We start from the raw sequence: 16,693 nt of genomic DNA, 5'->3' as shown, positions 1-16,693 counted from the left end.
GCGCGGCGCGGGCACTCGTAGCAGGCGCTGACCTGACGCACAGGCGACGCACAGCGAGCGGGACGACGGTTGAATCATGACGTCAGACGACCAGCCGGGAACGCCCACCTCCCCCTTCGGGAGCTACCCCTCGGCTGGCTACTCGGGTCCGCAGTACGTCGCGGGGGATTACCAGAACACGCAGCCGGAGTACCAGAACACGCAGCCGGACTACCAGCACACCCAGCCGCTGGGCGGCTACAGCGCCGCCGACTTTCCGGCTCCGGCCGGGGTGCCGCCGCTGGTCCCGCGGCCGGTCGACACCCGCTACGGCGCCGGTGCGGGCGGCTCAGCAGTCGGGCTGGCTACCAGGCCACGGCGTCGGGCCGGGTCGTTGATCGCGGCCGCCTCGCTCGCGGCGCTCATCGGGGCGGGCGCCGGGGTCGGCTCCTACGCGTACCTGACGGATGACTCGACGGCCGGCAGGTCCACCATCTCGGTGACGACCGCCTCCGCGAGCCAGGCGCCGACGCTCAACGGCACCATCTCGGCGGCGGCCGCCAAGATCCAGCCCTCGGTGGTCACGATCACCGTCCAGAGCGGCTCGTCCGGCGACATCGGCAGCGGCGTCGTTCTCGACACCGACGGCCACATCCTCACCAACGACCACGTCGTCGCCGATGCGGTGGCCGCCTCCAGCGACCAGACCCAGGGCGGCCAGGACGGCCAGACCGGCAGCGGACAGAGCAGCAGCGCGAGCACCATCACCGTCACCTTCCATGACGGCACCACCGCGAAGGCGACCGTGGTGGGCACCTCGGAGACCAACGACCTCGCGGTGATCAAGGTGGACGGGGTGAAGAACCTGACGCCGGCGGTCTTCGCGAAGTCGAGTGCGGTGACGGTGGGTGAGGCTGTCGTCGCGGCCGGCGCCCCGCTCGGCCTCTCCGAGTCGATCACCAGCGGCATCGTGTCCAACGCCGCGCGTCCGGTGCGTTCGGGCAACAACGACGACGCGGTCTACCTCGCCGTCCAGACCGATGCCGCGATCAACCCGGGCAACTCCGGCGGTCCGCTGGTCGACCTGAACGGTTCGGTGCTCGGCATCAACTCCTCGATCGCCAGCACGGGCTCCAGCTCGAGCACCACCACCCAGTCGGGCAACATCGGCATCGGCTTCGCCATCCCCGCCGACGTGGCCGTCCGCGTCTCCGGCGAGCTGATCAGCAGCGGGAAGTCGGTCAACGCAGCCCTCGGCGTCACGGTCGGCGGCTCGGACTCCGACCTCTCCACCGCGACCGGCGTGGCTCTGCAGTCCGTGACCAGCGGGGGCGCCGCGGCCAAGGCCGGTCTGCAGCAGGGTGACGTGGTGACCAGGGTCGACGACTTCTCCACGACCACGTCCGACGGCCTGATCGCCGCCACCCGCTTCTACGCCCCGGGCACCGAGATCACGGTCACCTACACCCGTGGCGGCGGAGCAGCCAAGACCGCCAAGGTCACCCTCGGCCAGCAGTAGACCAAACAGTGTGTAGACCTGGGTCCTGAGTCCAGGACCCAGGTTCTACACACACTCTGGTCCGGGACCCGGAAGCAGCGGCGGCAGCGCGTGGGCGGGTCGGTCCAGCCGAGCCGGGTCAGCGCCGTCGCGACCTGGACCGCGACCTCGCAGGAGCTGCCGACGACGTCCACGGTGCCGTAACGCAGCGTCGGTCGTCCCTCGAGCAGGGTGCGGTTGTCACGCCACATGTCGCGGAACCGGCCCATCCCGGTGTGCCCGAGCCGGCCGTCGAGCTCCACCACCAGGCCGTACGGGTGGTAGACGACGTCCCGGCTGTACTCCGGCGTCGAGGAGTCCTGGCGCTGGCCTCGCGGTAGCCCGTGAGCCCGCTCGGCGTCGCGCAGGTAGCGCACCTCCAGCGGGGACTCCGCGCCGACGGCGACATCAGCGAGCAGATCGGACACGAGCTTCCGGTGCCGGATCCGCAGCCGCCGGCGCAGTGCGCGCCGCAGGGCGGCCGGGGTGGTTCGACGGGTCTGGACGGCGGTCGTGACCCAGCCGACCACCTGCTCCGCCGAGCCCTCGTCGCAGAGGTCGAGGACGGTGTCCTCGACCGTGGTCCGCGGTGGTGAGCCGGGCGAGCGGAGGTCCCGGACCCCCTCACGTTCGCGCCGGAACTGCCAGCAGCCCCGGGAACGGTTTACCTGGTGGAGCGGGACCAGCACCGACATCTCCGGGCCGGGTCAGATGACCGAACGCTCGAGGCGCTGCCACTGGCCCTGGTCGGCGAGTCGTTCGGCGGCGCGTCGCGACAGTCCATGACCGGCCAGCTGCTCGGTGACGACGACTCCGTGTTGTTGCTCGGCCAGAGCAAGGAGCTGTCGGCCGGGGACATGACGTTCGCGCACCCGGCAAGGGTCGGGTCTGCTCACCCCCGATTTCGAGGGCTGCGGAGCAATCTGTGGACAACTCCGGTCACCGTGTGCCCGACGGCTAGCTGTTCTGTCCTGACAGGTTAGGGACGCGGCTGGCGGGTGGTTGTCCTTGGAGTGCGGTGTGGCCGCGGTGGTGATTGTAGGTGTGCAGCCAGCCGGGGAACGCGGCGACTCGTTCTGCTTCTGACTGGTAGGGCCGGGTGTAGGCCCATTCGTCGAGGAGGGTGCGGTTGAACCGCTCCGCTTTGCCGTTGGTCTGGGGTCGGTAGGGGCGGGTCCGCTTGTGGGTGATCTCGCCGAGAGCGGTGGCGAAGTCGTGGGATCGGTAGCAGGAGCCGTTGTCGGTCAGTACCCGCCGAACGGTGATGCCGCAGCTGGTGAACCAGGCCTGAGCTCGCAGCCAGAAACCGGCAGCGGTCTCCTTCCGTTCATCGGCAAGGATCTCGGAGTAGGCGAGTCGGGAATGGTCGTCGACGGCGTTGTGGAGGTAGGCGTAGCCGATCACCGGGTGGCTGTTTGTGCGGGCGGTGGTGGTGGCTCGGGCGTTACGCCCGCCGACCGCCCGGCCGTGGACCCGCCAGCCGCCGCCGTCGGGGATCCGGCCCAGCTTTTTGATGTCGACGTGCACCAGATCACCGGGATGAGGATGCTCGTATCGGCGCACGACCTGGCCGGTGGCCCGGTCCAGCCACGACAGCCGCGCCAACCGGTAACGGCTGAGGACCCGGTGCACCGTCGAGGGATGCAGCCCGAGGAGGTAGCCGATCCGCGCCGGCCCCCACCGGCGCAGCACCCGCACCTTGATGATCCGCCGCTCGGTGCGGGTCGGAGTCCGCGTGGGTGATCGGTGGGGGCGGGAGGACCGGTCGAGCATCCCGGCCGGCCCGTCCTGGCGGTATCGGCCCGCCCAGCGGGCGGCGGTCGTCGTAGAGATCTGGAACCGTTCCGCGGCCCGCCGCAGCGGCCAACCGTCGTCCACGACACAGCGGGCGACGCGAAGCCGACCGACCGGGGACAGCGCAGCTTTAGGGTGGGACATGAAGACCTCCGGGGAGAAGTGCTGGACCTAGACAGCTCGCACTTCACTCGGAGGTCATCGCCTTGTCACCCAGCCACGCCGTCACCAACCTCTGTGGTCAGTACAGCTAGCGGGCGCGGCGCTCGACCCGCTCGACGTCCAGGATGGTCACCGAGCGGGGCTCGAGCCGGATCCAGCCACGGGCGGCGAAGTCGGCGAGGGCCTTGTTCACCGTCTCGCGGGAGGCACCGACGAGCTGGGCCAGCTCCTCCTGGGTCAGGTCGTGGTGCACGTGGACGCCGTCGTCCCGCTTGTCGCCGAAGCGGTTGGCGAGCTCCAGCAGCTGCTTGGCCACCCGACCCGGCACGTCGGAGAAGACGAGGTCGGCCACCACATCGTTGGCCCGACGGAGCCTCGCGGCCAGCTGGGCCAACAGGCCCTGGGCCACCTCGGGGCGGCCGGTCAGCCAGCCCATCAGCTCGTCGTGCTCGAGGGTGCGGATCTCGCAGGCGGTGACGGCCGTGGCCGTGCTCGAGCGGGGGCCGGGATCGAAGAGGGACAGCTCGCCGAACATCTGCCCCGGCCCGAGGATGGCCAGCAGGTTCTCCCGACCGGCCGAGCCGCTGCGGCCCAGCTTGATCTTGCCGGTGATGACCACGTAGAGCCGGTCCTCGCCGTCACCCTCGTGGAACAGCACATCGCCCTTGCTCAGCCGGATGGTCCCCATGGCGTCGGAAAGCGCGCTCGCTGCCTCGTCGTCGAGGCCCGCGAAGAGCGGCGCTTTCTTCAAGACTTCCGGATCCACGAACGACCTCCTGGTCACGAATCACCTAACCGGCGGGCACAAGGCTACCGTTGCGGGGCTCGGATGTGGCAGGGGCCACACAGTCTCGGAGCCCGTGACGTACCGCCCCGACGACCCTCGGGAGCCGGGTCCCCCAGCACGTAGGGTGTCCCCATGACGACGAGCCGGGCCGGGGCCGCCTCGGGCTCGGTGGAGCAGCCGGGCGTCCCCACCCCGTACGACCGGTCCCGGACCGCCCTGGTGCGGCGGGCGCGGAACATCAACCGGACCCTGGCGGTGACCTACCCCGACGCGGTGATCGAGCTCGACTTCACTAACCCGCTGGAGCTGCTGGTGGCGACGATCCTGTCGGCGCAGAGCACCGACAAGCGGGTCAACTCGATCACGCCCGTGCTGTTCGCGCGCTACCCGGACGCCGCCGCCTACGCCGCGGCCGACCGGGCCGAGCTGGAGCTGCTGATCACGCCCACCGGCTTCTTCCGCGCCAAGACCGACAGCCTGCTCAAGCTCGGGGCGGCGCTGACGACGCGGTTCGGCGGCGAGGTCCCCCGGACCCTGGCCGAGCTCGTCACCCTGCCGGGCGTGGGCCGCAAGACGGCGAACGTGGTGCTGGGCAACGCGTTCGGCGTCCCCGGCATCACCGTGGACACCCACGTCGGGCGGCTCTCGCGTCGCTTCGGCTGGACGACCCAGGTCGACCCCGAGAAGGTCGAGCCCGAGCTCGGCGCGCTCTTCCCGCCGCGGGACTGGACGCAGCTGTGCCACCACGTCATCTGGCACGGACGCCGCTGCTGCCACGCCCGCAACCCGGCCTGCGGCGCCTGTCCCGTCGCCCGTTGGTGCCCCGCCTACGGCGAGGGTGAGACCGACCCGAAGAAGGCGGCGAAGCTCATCCGGGAGCCGCGCGGATGACCGCCCGCCGCCGCAGCGTGGTCGCGGCGGCGCTCGCCGTCCTGGTCGTGCTGGCCGGCTGCACCGAGAGCCCGGCGGTCACCCGCTCCCCGGGGACCATGCCCGCCGCGGGGATGACGCCGACCAGCACCGGGCGCGCTCCCGACTCCTCCCGCCTGGGTGCGGCCAAGAAGGCGGCCGGGATCGCCGACTGCCCCACCTCGCAGGAGAAGGCGCCCACGGTCACCGACGGACTGCCCGACGCGGTGCTGCCGTGCCTCGGCGGCGGCCGCCCGGTCCGCCTGTCCGGGTTGCGCGGCGAGCCCATGATCATCAACGTCTGGGCTTCGTGGTGCCCCTCGTGCCGGACGGAGGCGCCGTTCCTGGCCGAGGTGGCCCGCGGGGCCACCGGGGTGCGGGTGCTGGGCGTGGACCACGCGGACCAGGACCCGGCCGGCGCCATCGCCTTCGCCGGACAGGCCGGCTGGACCTACGCCCAGCTGCAGGACCGCGACCTCGTGCTGCGGCGCGACCTGCAGGTGATGGCGCTGCCGATGACCTTCTTCGTCCGCGCGGACGGCAGCATCGCGTACCGCAACCTGGTGCCGTTCAGCTCCGCCGACCAGATCCGCGACCTCAGCGAGCGCTACCTCGGGGTCCGGCCGTGACTCCTGCCCGGCCGGGCTGGCTCCGGCCGCTGACCGCGGCTCTCGCCGCACCGGAACGGCTGCAGCAGGTGGTCGCGGTGCGTCCCGGCGTCGGCGGTCGAGCGGCTGCGGTCCTGGTCCTGCTCGGCGAGGGCGACCGGGGGCCCGAGGTCCTCTTCGTGGAACGGGCGGCCACGCTGCGCACGCACGCCGGCCAGATCGCCTTCCCCGGCGGGGCGGCCGACCCCGGCGACGCCGACCTGGTCGACACCGCCCTGCGCGAGGCCGAGGAGGAGGTCGGGGTGCAGCGCGCCGGCGTCGAGGTGCTGGGCCTGCTGCCTGCCGCACACGTCGCGGTCAGCGGCTTCGACGTCACGGCCGTCCTCGGCTGGTGGCGCGAGCGGGCGCTGGTCAGTGCGGTCGACGCCCGCGAGGTGGCCTCGGTACCGGTCGTCCCGGTCGCCGATCTGACCGACCCGGCGAACCGCGCCAGCGTCCGCCACCCCTCCGGCTACACCGGGCCGGGCTTCGAGGTCCAGGGCCACCTGATCTGGGGCCTGACCGCGCACCTGCTGGACGGGGTGCTCGACCTCGGCGGGTGGCAACGCTCCTGGGACACTGCTCGCGAAGTCCCCATCCCTGTCCGCTACCTCACCGATCGCCGCGATGCCGGAGGACCCGATGCCGGAGGACCCGATGCCCACTGACGACCCGTACGGCACCACCGCCCTGAGTCCGGACGAGCTCGACGCCGAGCTGGCCCGCCGCTGGGACGCCCTGCTGCCGGCGCTGCCCGAGCTGGGGCGCAGCCTGGTCCGTCGTTACGCCGAACCCCACCGCCGCTACCACGACCGGGCCCACCTGCTGCAGGTGCTGCTGAGCGTCGACGCCCTCGCCGGCGATGAGGACCTCTACCTCGTCCGGCTGGCCGCCTGGTTCCACGACGCGGTCTACGACCTGCCCGAGCGCGAGCTGACCAATGAGGAAGCCTCCGCCCGGCTCTCGGTCCGCGAGCTGGGCCGGGCCGGTTTCGAGCAGGAGGACCTCACCCAGGTGTCCCGGCTGGTGCGGCTGACCACCACCCACGCCGTGGGCGCCCGCGACCCGGAGGGCGAGCTGCTCTGCGACGCCGACCTGGCCATCCTGGCCGCGCCGCCGGAGCGCTACGACGCGTACGTGGCGGCGGTCCGGGAGGAGTACGCGGCCGTCCCCGAGGAGCAGTTCCTGGCCGGCCGGCTGGCCGTGCTGGAGCCGCTGGCCGACTCCGAGATCTTCCGTAGCGGCAGGGCCCAGGGCCTCAAGCCGGCCGCCCGGGCCAACCTCGGGCGCGAGCTCTGGAGCCTGCGCGACCGCCTCGGTCTCGAGCAGCCCGACGACGCGGTTGTGGGAGACTCGCGGTCGTGACGAGCTCCTCCCCGACGACCCAGCCGACCGCCCAGAACGTGATCGAGCGCCCCGCCGACTGGTGGAAGAAGGCGGTGGTCTACCAGGTCTACCCGCGGTCGTTCGCCGACAGCAACGGTGACGGGATGGGCGACATCCCGGGGATCACCGGGCGGGTGGACTACCTGGCCGAGCTGGGTGTGGACGTGGTCTGGCTGTCCCCGGTCTACGCCTCGCCGCAGGACGACAACGGATACGACATCAGCGACTACCAGGACGTGGACCCGACCTTCGGCACCCTCGCCGACCTCGACGAGCTGATCGCCGCCCTGCACGAGCGCGGCATCAAGCTCGTGATGGACCTGGTCGTCAACCACACCTCCGACGAGCACCCCTGGTTCGTCGAGTCCCGGGACCCCGCCTCGGCCAAGCGCGACTGGTACTGGTGGCGCAAGCCCCGGCCCGGCGTCGAGCCGGGGACGCCGGGTGCGGAGCCGACGAACTGGGCTTCGGCCTTCTCCGGCCCGACCTGGACCCACGACGAGGCGAGCGGGGAGTACTACCTGCACCTGTTCAGCCCCAAGCAGCCGGACCTGAACTGGGAGAACCCCGAGGTCCGCCAAGCCGTCTACGCGATGATGCGCTGGTGGGTCGACCGGGGCGTCGACGGCTTCCGGATGGACGTCATCAACCTGATCTCCAAGCCGGCCGAGCTCGCCGACGGTGAGGTCGCGCCGGGACAGCGCTACGCGGACACCCTCTGGATCACCGCGAACGGGCACCGGCTGGAGGAGTTCCTCGCCGAGATGAACCGCGAGGTGGGGCTGGACGAGCGCCACCTGCTGACGGTGGGCGAGATGCCGGGCTCGACCATCGAGCTGGCCCGGTCGATCACCGACCCGGCCAACGGCGAGCTGAACATGGTCTTCACCTTCGAGCACGTGAACCTCGACGTGCAGGAGGGTGGCGGCAAGTGGGACCTGGCTCCGCTGGAGCTGCCGCGGCTGAAGCAGAACCTGGCCGAGTGGCAGGAAGGTCTGGCCGGTGTCGGCTGGAACTCCCTCTACTGGGACAACCACGACCAGCCGCGGGCGGTGTCGCGCTTCGGGGACGACTCCCCGGAGCACCGGGTCAACTCGGCCAAGACGCTGGCCGTTGTCCAGCACATGCACCAGGGGACGCCGTACGTCTACCAGGGTGAGGAGCTGGGAATGACCAACACCCAGTTCCTCGACATCAGCTCGTTCCTCGACATCGAGTCGGTCAACTACTACACCGAGGCGATGAGCGTCGGGCTGCAGGCCGAGAGCGTGCTCAGCGCGCTGGCCCTACGCAGCCGCGACAACGCGCGGACCCCGGTGCAGTGGGACGACAGCTCGCACGCCGGCTTCACCCAGGGCATCCCGTGGCTGCCGGTCAACCCCAACTACGTCTACGTAAACGCCGCCGCGGCCGTGGCGGACCCCGACTCGACCTTCCACCACTTCCGCCGGCTGATCGCGCTGCGCCACGAGCTGCCGGTGATCGTCGAGGGCCGGTTCGCGCTGCTGCTGCCCGAGCACGAGCAGATCTGGGCGTTCACCCGGACGCTGGGCGACCAGGTGCTGGTCGTGGTGGCCAACTGCTCGTCCCGGCCCGCGACCGTGCCGCCAGGCTCGGTCCCCGACATCGCGGGCGCGACGGAGCTGCTGAGCACCCACGCCACCCCCGTGTCGGCGCAGCTGGCGCCGTGGGAGTCCCGGATCCACCTGATCGGCTGAGGCGGTGACCCTCCCGGTGGAGCCCGCTCTGGCGGGCGACCCGCGGCTCCGGGCGGCCGTGGACGCCGTGGTCCCGGCCGACGACGTGCCGTCGGCGTCGGAGGTCGGGGTGGCGCGCTTCCTGGCCTCCGAGGCGGTGGACGCCGCCGGCTGGACGTCGCGGATCGCCGCCGTGCTGGACCGGCTGGACGAGGCGGCCGGTGGCCTCGGTGGGCGCACCTTCGCCGCGCTGGGGTTGGACGAGCAGCAGCAGGTGCTGGACGAGCTGGCGGCTGAGCCGGAGGTCGACTGGTTCCTGACCAGCGTGAACGCCGCCTACTACGCCGACCCGGCCTCCGGCGGTAACGACGACCCGGCCGTCTGGGCGGCGCTGGGTTGGGCGTCAGAACCCCGCGGTGGCTGGCCGGACGTCGACGTCCCGCCGCTCGACCGCAGCGCCGTGGTCGGCCGGGGCCAGCTGCGACCGCGCTACGACGCGGTGGTGATCGGCTCGGGTGCCGGCGGCGGGGTGGCGGCCGCGGAGCTGACCGCGGCCGGCCGCACGGTGCTGGTCGTCGAGCGCGGTGACTACCCCGACACCGCCCGCCTGGCCGAGGACCACCTGCGCAACGCCCGCACCGACATCGGGCTGGACCACCGGACGCTGGTTCCCTCCCGCGGGAACCCGCGCACCTTCGAGGTCGGGGACCGCGTCGAGACGTTGTCCGCCTGGGATCCGCGGTGGGGCAGCAACGCCTACACCCTCGGCGGCGGCACCCGGGTCTACGGCGCCCAGGCCTGGCGTTTCGTCCCCGAGGACTTCGCGATGGCGAGCACCTACGGCGTCCCCGAGGGCAGCGCGCTCGCGGACTGGCCGATCAGCCACGCCGACCTCGAGCCGTTCTACAGCCGGGCCGAGGTCGAGATCGGCGTCTGCGGTACCACGGAGGGCGATTCGGCCCTGGCGCCGCGTTCGCAGCCGTTCCCGATGCCGCCGATGCCGAGCACTCAGCCCGCCCGGCTGCTGGCCGACGCGGCAGGACGGCTGGGACTGTCGACCCTGCCGGTACCGCTGGCCGTCAACTCGGTCCCCTACGGCGGACGGCCCGCCTGCGCCCGCTGTCGGCAGTGTGTCGGCTTCGCCTGTCCGGTGGAGGCCAAGAACGGCTCGCACAACACCACGCTGGCCCGGGCGGCGGCTACCGGCCGGCTGCACCTGCTGCTCGGGACCCGCGTCGAACGGCTGGCCTTCGACGCTCGCGGTCGGGTCACCGGCGTCGTGCTGATGGCTGAGGCGGACGGTTCCCGGGTGCGGACCGAGGTGGCGGCGGAGGACGTCGTGGTCTCCGCCGGTGCCGTCGAGTCGGCCCGGCTGCTGCTGACCAGCACCAGCGAGCAGGAGCCGAACGGGGCCGGCAACAACGCCGACCAGGTCGGCCGGCACTTGCAGGGCCACCTGTACGCCGGCGCGCTGGGGATCTTCGACGAGCCCGTCAACGACTACGTCGGACCCGGGCCGAGCATCGCAACCAACGACTTCCGGCACCACAACCGCGACGCGGGCGGTGAGCTGACCGGTGGGGGGATGATCGCCAACGAGTTCGTGCCCACCCCGACCAGCACCTTCCTCTACCTCAGCGGGGCCGGCCTGCTGCCGCGGCACGGCTTGGCGGCGAAGTCGGGGATGCGTGACCTGATGCCGCGGATGCAGCGGGTGGTCGGTCCCGTGCAGGAGATGACGTCGGCTGACGCCCGGGTCCGGCTCGACCCGCAGGTCCGCGACAGCCTCGGGATCCCGGTGGCCCGGCTGAGTGGCCGGCTGCACCCCGAGGACCACCGGACGGCCGCCTTCCTCGGCGAACGGGCCGCGGAGTGGCTGCGCGCGGCCGGCGCCTCGACGGTCGTCGTCGCCGGCCGACGCCCCGACGAGCTCGGTCCCAGCAGCGGTCAGCACCAGGCGGGCAGCTGCCGGATGGGGACGGACCCGGCGCGCTCGGTGACCGACCCCTACGGGCGGGTCTGGGGCCACGACAACCTGCGGGTCGTCGACGGCTCGCTGCACGTCACCAACGGCGGGGTCAACCCGGTGCTCACGATCTTCGCGAACGCCTACCGGGTGATGGCGGCCTGGTTGGGCCCGACGACCCCGTGAGAGGCTGAGGCCGACCCGGCCCGCCGAGCACCGAAGGGGACACGATGACGAACCAGCCCGAGGCCCCTGAGCCCGACATCTCCGAGCCCGAGACCGAGCCCGAGAAGGCTGAGCCCGAGGACACCGAACAGCTCGACCATGCCGAGGAGCTGATCGACGAGGCCCGCACCGCGGCCCACGACGCGCTGCCGGACACGCAGTCCGACGACGACCTGGACGCACCCAGCACCAGCGAGGGCCTGGCCGCCGACGAGCCTGCCACCCCCGGCCCCAACTGACGCCTCCTCCCGCCCGACCCGCCGCCCCCGCTCCCGCCCGCGGCGACGCGCACCTTCCGTCGAACCCTGACGGTCACTTCACAGCCCCACGAGCCACTTCACCCCCGTTAGCGCAGGGCGAAACGGCTCGTAGGGCTGTGAAGTGGGGGACCTGGGTGAGGCTCGAGCCGGTGAGCAGGCCCGGGTTCGTCCGGTCAGCGGATCGCGCGGCTGGCGACGACCTCGCCTTCGATCTCGGGGGACTTCGCCGCGTCGTTGCCGCGCTGCACGGCGCCCTTGAGCTCGGCGACGGTGGTGTTGACGCTGGCGATCGTCCGCTGAGGGCCCTTGACCTTCTTGACCAGGGTCAGCCCGATCAGGCCGAGGACGGCGGCGACGACCAGCAGGACGACGCCCACGATCAAGAACGAGAGCCAGTAGCTCAGCCCGAGGGCCACGAGCCCGAAGGCCGCCGCGAAGTAGAGCACCGACAGGGCGCAGATCCCGAAGTAGCCGGCCGCACCGAACATCCCGGCGCCGATGCCGGCGTTCTTGGCGGCGGGCACCAGCTCGGCCTTGGCCAGCTGGATCTCGTCCCGGACCAGCAGCTTGACGTCGTCGGTGATGCTCTTCACGATGTCGCCCACACCTTGATCGGCCACGGTGGCTCCTTCCCTCGCGGGAAGCCTAGCGGGTGCCTCCCGCGGTCTTGGCCGCCCTGGTCCGGCTCAGGCGTCGGTGGCCCTCGTGCTGGCCCGGCGACGCAGGGAGACCGCCGCCAGCAGCCCGGCCAGCAGGGACGCCAGCAGGACGGCGGCCTTGGCTCGCTCGCGGAGCGCGGGATCGCCGGGAAAGGCGAGATCGGAGATGAGCAGCGCCACGGTGAACCCCACGCCGGCGAGCACCGAGACCGAGAACACCTCGCTCCAGCGCAGGTCGGGAGCCAGTTCGGCGCGGGTGAACCGGGCGCTGAGGTAGGCGCCGCCCAGCACCCCGACCGGTTTCCCCACCAGCAGTCCCACGACCACCCCGAGCCCGACCGGCGCCGTCACCAGCTGCGCCAGCACGGACGGGGACACGGTCACCCCGGCTGCCAGGACCGCGAACACCGGCACGGCGAAGCCGGCGGACACGGGCTGCCAGCGGTGCTCCCAGGCCCGGACCGGCGCTTCGGGGTCGGTCGCCGAGGAGCGGGAGAGCAGGCCCAGCAGTACCCCGGCGATGGTGGGGTGCACGCCACTGCTCAGCATCGCGAACCAGCAGAGAACCCCGAGCGGAAGATAGAGGTACCAGCCGCGGACCCGGCGACGCTGGAGCAGCCACCAGAGCGCGGCCACGGCCACAGCGACGGCCAGCCAGCCGAGCCGGATCTCCTCGGTGAACACCACCGCGATGACCACGATCGCGCCGAGGTCGTCCACGATGGCCAGGGTCAGCAGGAAGGCGCGCAGGCTGGTGGGCAGCGAAGGCGCGGCCACCGCCAGGACCGCCAAGGCGAACGCGATGTCGGTCGCCATCGGGATCGCCCAGCCGCCGGGGTGCCCGGAGCTGCCGGAGAGGTTGACGACCAGGTAGATGAGCGCTGGCACCGCCATCCCGCAGACGGCGGCGATCATCGGCACCACGGCCTCGGCGGGCCGGGACAGCGAGCCGACCGTCAGTTCTCGTTTGAGCTCCAGCCCCGCGACGAAGAAGAAGATGGTCAACAAGCCGTCGGAAGCCCAGGCTTCGAGCGTGAGTGGGCCGAGGTGCAGCTCACGGACGTGCTCGTAGCCGGCGTGGTCGAGGTTGGCCCAGACCACCGCGGCGGCCGCGGCGAGCAGCATCAGCACCCCGCCGACGGTCTCCCGGCGCAGCAGGTCGGTCAGGGTGACCGCGTCCGTGTCCGTCCCTCGGCCGAACAGGACGAGCGGGCGTCGCTCCGGCCGTCCGCCTGAGGTCAACGCCGGGTACCTCCGGGGATGGTCAGCCCTCCGAGCTGTCCGGGCTGCTGCTGAGGTTGTCCTTGATCAGGTCCATCACCGACGAGTCGGTCAGTGTCGTCACGTCGCCCAGCTCGCGGTTCTCGGCGATGTCGCGCAGCAGCCGGCGCATGATCTTGCCCGACCGGGTCTTCGGCAGCTCCTGCACCACCATGATCTGGCGGGGACGTGCGATGGCGCCGATCTGCTTGGCGACGTGCTGCCGCAGCTCCTGAACCACGTCCGGCCCGCCGTCGCCGGCTTCGGAGCGCAGGATTACGAAGGCGACGATGGCCTGGCCGGTGGTCGGGTCGGTGGCCCCCACGACGGCCGCCTCGGCCACCTTGGGGTGCGAGACCAGGGCCGACTCGATCTCCGTGGTCGACATCCGGTGCCCGGACACGTTCATCACGTCGTCGACCCGGCCGAGGAACCAGATATCGCCGTCCTCGTCCTTCTTGGCGCCGTCGCCGGCGAAGTACATGCCGGGGAACCGGGACCAGTACGTGTCGACGTAGCGCTGGTCGTCGCCCCACAGGGTGCGCAGCATGGCGGGCCACGGCCTGGTGATGGTGAGGTAGCCGCCGGAGCCGTTGGCCACCGGCTGCGCCTCGTCGTTGACGACCTCCACCGAGATGCCGGGCACCGCCGTCATGGCCGCACCTGGCTTGCCCGCGGTGACCCCGGGCATCGGCGAGATCATGTGCATCCCGGTCTCGGTCTGCCACCAGGTGTCGACGACAGGGGTCCGGTCGCCACCGATCTCCCTGCGGTACCAGACGTAGGCCTCGGGGTTGATCGGTTCCCCGACCGAGCCCAGCAGCCGCAGCGACGACAGGTTGAAGCCGGACGGGATGTCACTGCCCCACTTCATGAAGGTCCGGATCGCGGTCGGCGCGCAGTAGAGGATCGACACCCCGTACTTCTGGATGATCTCCCACCACCGGCCCTGGTGCGGAGTGTCGGGCGTGCCCTCGTACATCACGCTGGTGGTGCCGTTGACCAGCGGACCGTAGACCAGGTACGAGTGCCCGGTGACCCACCCGATGTCGGCCGCGGTCCAGAAGATGTCGGTCTCGGGCTTCAGGTCGAACGTGGCCCAGTGGGTCCACGAGGTGCCCACCAGGTAGCCGCCGGTCGTGTGCAGGATGCCCTTGGGCTTACCGGTGCTGCCGGAGGTGTACATGATGTAGAGCGGGTGCTCGGCCGGGAAGTGCTCGAGCTCGTGCTCGGTGGACTGGCCGCCGACGTGCTCGTGCCACCACAGGTCGCGGCCCTCCTGCATCGCCGTCTCCTGCTGGGTGCGCTGCACGACCAGGACGTTGCGAACGGTCGGGCAGGACTCGAGCGCGGCGTCCACCGCGGGCTTGAGCGCCGACGCGGCACCTTTGCGGTAGCCACCGTCAGCGGTGATCACCACCTCGACCCCGCAGTCCTGGATCCGCGAAGCCAGCGCGTCGGCCGAGAAGCCCCCGAAGACGACGGTGTGCGGGGCGCCGATCCGCGCGCACGCCAGCATCGCGACGACGGCCTCGGGGATCATCGGCAGGTAGATCGCCACCCGGTCGCCGGCGTGGACGCCCAGCTCGACCAGCCCGTTCGCGGCCTGGCGCACCTCCGCGGCCAGCTCGGCGTAGGTGATGGTGCGGGTGTCGCCCGGCTCGCCCTCGAAGTAGTAGGCCACCCGGTCGCCGCGTCCGGCCTCGACGTGGCGGTCCAGGCAGTTGTACGCGGCGTTCAGGGTGCCGTCGGCGAACCAGGTCGCGAACGGCGGGTTGCTCCAGTCGAGGCCCCGGGTGGGCTCGGTCGCCCAGCTGAGCCGGCTCGCCTGGCGCAGCCAGAACGCCTCGGGATCGGCCGCGGCATCGGCGTAGGTCTCGGCGGTGACGTTGGCGGAGGCCACCAGCTCCGGTGGCGGCGGAAAGCGTCGCTCCTCGTGCGCCAGGTTGGACAGGGCCTCTTCGCTCACGCTGGTCCTCCTTGAGGGTGTTCAGACGCTCCGGGCGGTAGGGGCAGCACCCGTCGTTGCTCAGGCTACCGACGTGCTGTCGGCGGTCGGTGCGCGGTTCAGTGGCTGCCCGCCTTCTCCGCACCCGCTCCGGTCAACGAACGCACCGACAGCTCGTCGTAGCGGCGCTCGGACTCGGGGTCGCGGCTGAGCAAGGTGCCGACGACGCCGCAGAGGAAGCCGAAGGGGATGGAGACCAGTCCGGGGTTCCGCAGTGGGAACCAGGCGAAATCCATCGCCGGTGCCAGCGAGGTCGGCGTACCGGAGCCGACCGGGGAGAAGATCACCAAGATCACCGCGGCGGCCAGACCCCCGTAGATGCTGCAGGTCGCGCCCAGGGTGTTGAAGCGTCGCCAGAACAGGTTGAAGAGCAGCGCCGGCAGGTTGGCCGACGCGGCGACGGCGAAGGCCAGCGCGACGAGGAAGGCGATGTTGAGCCGCTGGGCCGGGATGGCCAGCGCGATCGCGACCGCGCCGATGACCAGGGCGGCGATCCGAACGACGACCATCTCGCTCCGCTCGCTCGCGCGACCCTTCTTGAGCACGCTCGCGTAGAGGTCGTGGGCCACCGAGGACGCCGAGGTCAGCGTCAGGCCGGCCACCACGGCCAGGATGGTGGCGAAGGCGACCGCGGAGATGAGGGCCAGCAGCACCGCCCCGCCCAACGTCCCCTCGCCGCCGCCGACCGCCTGGGCCAGCAGCGGGGAGGCCGCGTTGCCCGAGCTGGTGGCGATCTGGCTGCCCTTGCCGGTGTCGACCAGCGCAGCGGCACCGAAGCCGAGCACCAGGGTCATCAGGTAGAAGCCGCCGATCAGGCCGATGGCCCACAGCACCGACTTCCGGGCGGCGTGGGCCGTCGGCGTGGTGTAGAAGCGGATCAGGATGTGCGGCAAGCCGGCGGTGCCCAGCACCAGGGCCAGCCCCAGGGACAGGAAGTCGAACTTGCCGACGAGGTCACGACCGTAGAGCTGGCCGGGCTGGAGGAAGGCAGCGCCCTTGCCCGACTTCTCGGCGGCCGCCCCCAGCAGCTCGGAGAGGTTGAAGTGGAACTTGGCCAGCACGAGCACGGTGATCAGCAGGGTCCCGATGATCAGCAGCACGGCCTTGACGATCTGCACCCAGGTGGTGCCCTTCATGCCGCCGAGGGTCACGTAGATGACCATCAGGATGCCGACGCCGATGATCACGAGGTTCTTCACCCCGGGGTCGCTGACGCCGAGCAGCAGACCGACGAGGCTGCCTGCGCCGACCATCTGCGCCAGCAGGTAGAAGATCGAGACGACGATCGTCGAGGACGCAGCCGCCGAGCGCACCGGCGTCTGCCGCATCCGGTACGCCAGCTGGTCGGCCATGGTGTAGCGGCCGGAGTTGCGCAGCAGCTCCGCCACCAGCAGCAGGGCGACGAGCCAGGCGACCA

16 protein-coding genes are annotated in these 16,693 nt (G+C 71.6%); 8 read left to right on the top strand and 8 right to left on the bottom strand.

The features are described from left to right. Positions 1 to 76: 76 nt before the first annotated feature. Entirely contained in the window at positions 77 to 1,498 is a 1,422-nt protein-coding gene (locus ACFE7W_RS18215) for a S1C family serine protease (RefSeq protein WP_375426248.1), read from the top strand. Here ACFE7W_RS18215 and ACFE7W_RS18210 read toward each other — a convergent pair. The 4 genes from ACFE7W_RS18210 to ACFE7W_RS18195 all read right to left on the bottom strand — a co-directional run bounded on the left by ACFE7W_RS18210 (position 1,441) and on the right by ACFE7W_RS18195 (position 4,238). Then, positions 1,441 to 2,205 carry a hypothetical protein gene (locus ACFE7W_RS18210; protein WP_375426247.1) on the bottom strand — a complete coding sequence of 255 codons (765 nt, stop codon included), beginning with the start codon at positions 2,203 to 2,205 and terminating at the stop codon, positions 1,441 to 1,443. The genes ACFE7W_RS18215 and ACFE7W_RS18210 overlap by 58 nt on opposite strands. 18 nt (positions 2,206 to 2,223) lie before the next feature. Beyond that, entirely contained in the window at positions 2,224 to 2,388 is a 165-nt protein-coding gene (locus tag ACFE7W_RS18205) for a type IV toxin-antitoxin system AbiEi family antitoxin domain-containing protein (RefSeq protein WP_375426246.1), read from the bottom strand. 85 nt (positions 2,389 to 2,473) lie between these two features. Continuing rightward, entirely contained in the window at positions 2,474 to 3,454 is a 981-nt protein-coding gene (locus ACFE7W_RS18200) for an IS481 family transposase (RefSeq protein WP_375426245.1), read from the bottom strand. Positions 3,455 to 3,560: 106 nt separating this feature from the next. Beyond that, entirely contained in the window at positions 3,561 to 4,238 is a 678-nt protein-coding gene (locus ACFE7W_RS18195; protein ID WP_375426244.1) for a Crp/Fnr family transcriptional regulator, read from the bottom strand. 153 nt (positions 4,239 to 4,391) lie between these two features. Here ACFE7W_RS18195 and nth point away from each other — a divergent pair, with 153 nt between their 5' ends. From nth to ACFE7W_RS18160, 7 genes are read left to right on the top strand one after another with little or no spacing between them, the layout of a single operon-like run. Beyond that, on the top strand, positions 4,392 to 5,150 hold the full coding sequence (nth, locus tag ACFE7W_RS18190) for an endonuclease III (RefSeq protein ID WP_375426243.1): 759 nt from the start codon (positions 4,392 to 4,394) through the stop codon (positions 5,148 to 5,150). Further along, positions 5,147 to 5,797: a TlpA family protein disulfide reductase gene (locus ACFE7W_RS18185; protein ID WP_375426242.1), complete on the top strand. Its 651-nt coding sequence runs from the start codon at positions 5,147 to 5,149 to the stop codon at positions 5,795 to 5,797. Before nth ends, ACFE7W_RS18185 begins: the two co-directional genes overlap by 4 nt. Next, complete coding sequence (locus tag ACFE7W_RS18180) at positions 5,794 to 6,483, top strand: NUDIX hydrolase (RefSeq protein WP_375426241.1); 690 nt, start codon at positions 5,794 to 5,796, stop codon at positions 6,481 to 6,483. Before ACFE7W_RS18185 ends, ACFE7W_RS18180 begins: the two co-directional genes overlap by 4 nt. Beyond that, entirely contained in the window at positions 6,473 to 7,180 is a 708-nt protein-coding gene (locus ACFE7W_RS18175) for a metal-dependent phosphohydrolase (RefSeq protein WP_375426240.1), read from the top strand. Before ACFE7W_RS18180 ends, ACFE7W_RS18175 begins: the two co-directional genes overlap by 11 nt. Then, positions 7,177 to 8,919 (top strand): alpha-glucosidase, encoded by a 1,743-nt coding sequence (locus ACFE7W_RS18170; protein ID WP_375426239.1) that lies wholly within the window; start codon positions 7,177 to 7,179, stop codon positions 8,917 to 8,919. The genes ACFE7W_RS18175 and ACFE7W_RS18170 overlap by 4 nt, the downstream gene beginning before the upstream one ends. Positions 8,920 to 8,923: 4 nt before the next feature. Further along, positions 8,924 to 11,050 (top strand): GMC family oxidoreductase, encoded by a 2,127-nt coding sequence (locus ACFE7W_RS18165; protein ID WP_375426238.1) that lies wholly within the window; start codon positions 8,924 to 8,926, stop codon positions 11,048 to 11,050. Between the two features lie 44 nt (positions 11,051 to 11,094). Further along, positions 11,095 to 11,328 (top strand): hypothetical protein, encoded by a 234-nt coding sequence (locus ACFE7W_RS18160; protein ID WP_375426237.1) that lies wholly within the window; start codon positions 11,095 to 11,097, stop codon positions 11,326 to 11,328. A gap of 194 nt (positions 11,329 to 11,522) precedes the next feature. On the opposite strand, the gene ACFE7W_RS18155 is transcribed toward ACFE7W_RS18160, so the two are convergent. The 4 genes from ACFE7W_RS18155 to ACFE7W_RS18140 form a co-directional block, all read right to left on the bottom strand. Continuing rightward, on the bottom strand, positions 11,523 to 11,969 hold the full coding sequence (locus tag ACFE7W_RS18155) for a phage holin family protein (protein ID WP_375426236.1): 447 nt from the start codon (positions 11,967 to 11,969) through the stop codon (positions 11,523 to 11,525). 66 nt (positions 11,970 to 12,035) lie between these two features. Further along, on the bottom strand, positions 12,036 to 13,250 hold the full coding sequence (gene nhaA, locus ACFE7W_RS18150; RefSeq protein WP_375426235.1) for a Na+/H+ antiporter NhaA: 1,215 nt from the start codon (positions 13,248 to 13,250) through the stop codon (positions 12,036 to 12,038). A gap of 22 nt (positions 13,251 to 13,272) precedes the next feature. Further along, positions 13,273 to 15,237 (bottom strand): acetate--CoA ligase, encoded by a 1,965-nt coding sequence (gene acs / locus ACFE7W_RS18145; RefSeq protein ID WP_375426234.1) that lies wholly within the window; start codon positions 15,235 to 15,237, stop codon positions 13,273 to 13,275. A 98-nt stretch (positions 15,238 to 15,335) separates the two neighbouring features. Next, a partial coding sequence (locus ACFE7W_RS18140) for a cation acetate symporter (RefSeq protein WP_375426233.1) occupies positions 15,336 to 16,693 on the bottom strand: 1,358 nt, incomplete at its 5' end.

The sequence above is a fragment of the uncultured Friedmanniella sp. genome (assembly GCF_964244285.1).
Classification (GTDB): Bacteria; Actinomycetota; Actinomycetes; order Propionibacteriales; family Propionibacteriaceae; genus Microlunatus.
This window is presented reverse-complemented; position numbering and strand designations above follow the sequence as displayed.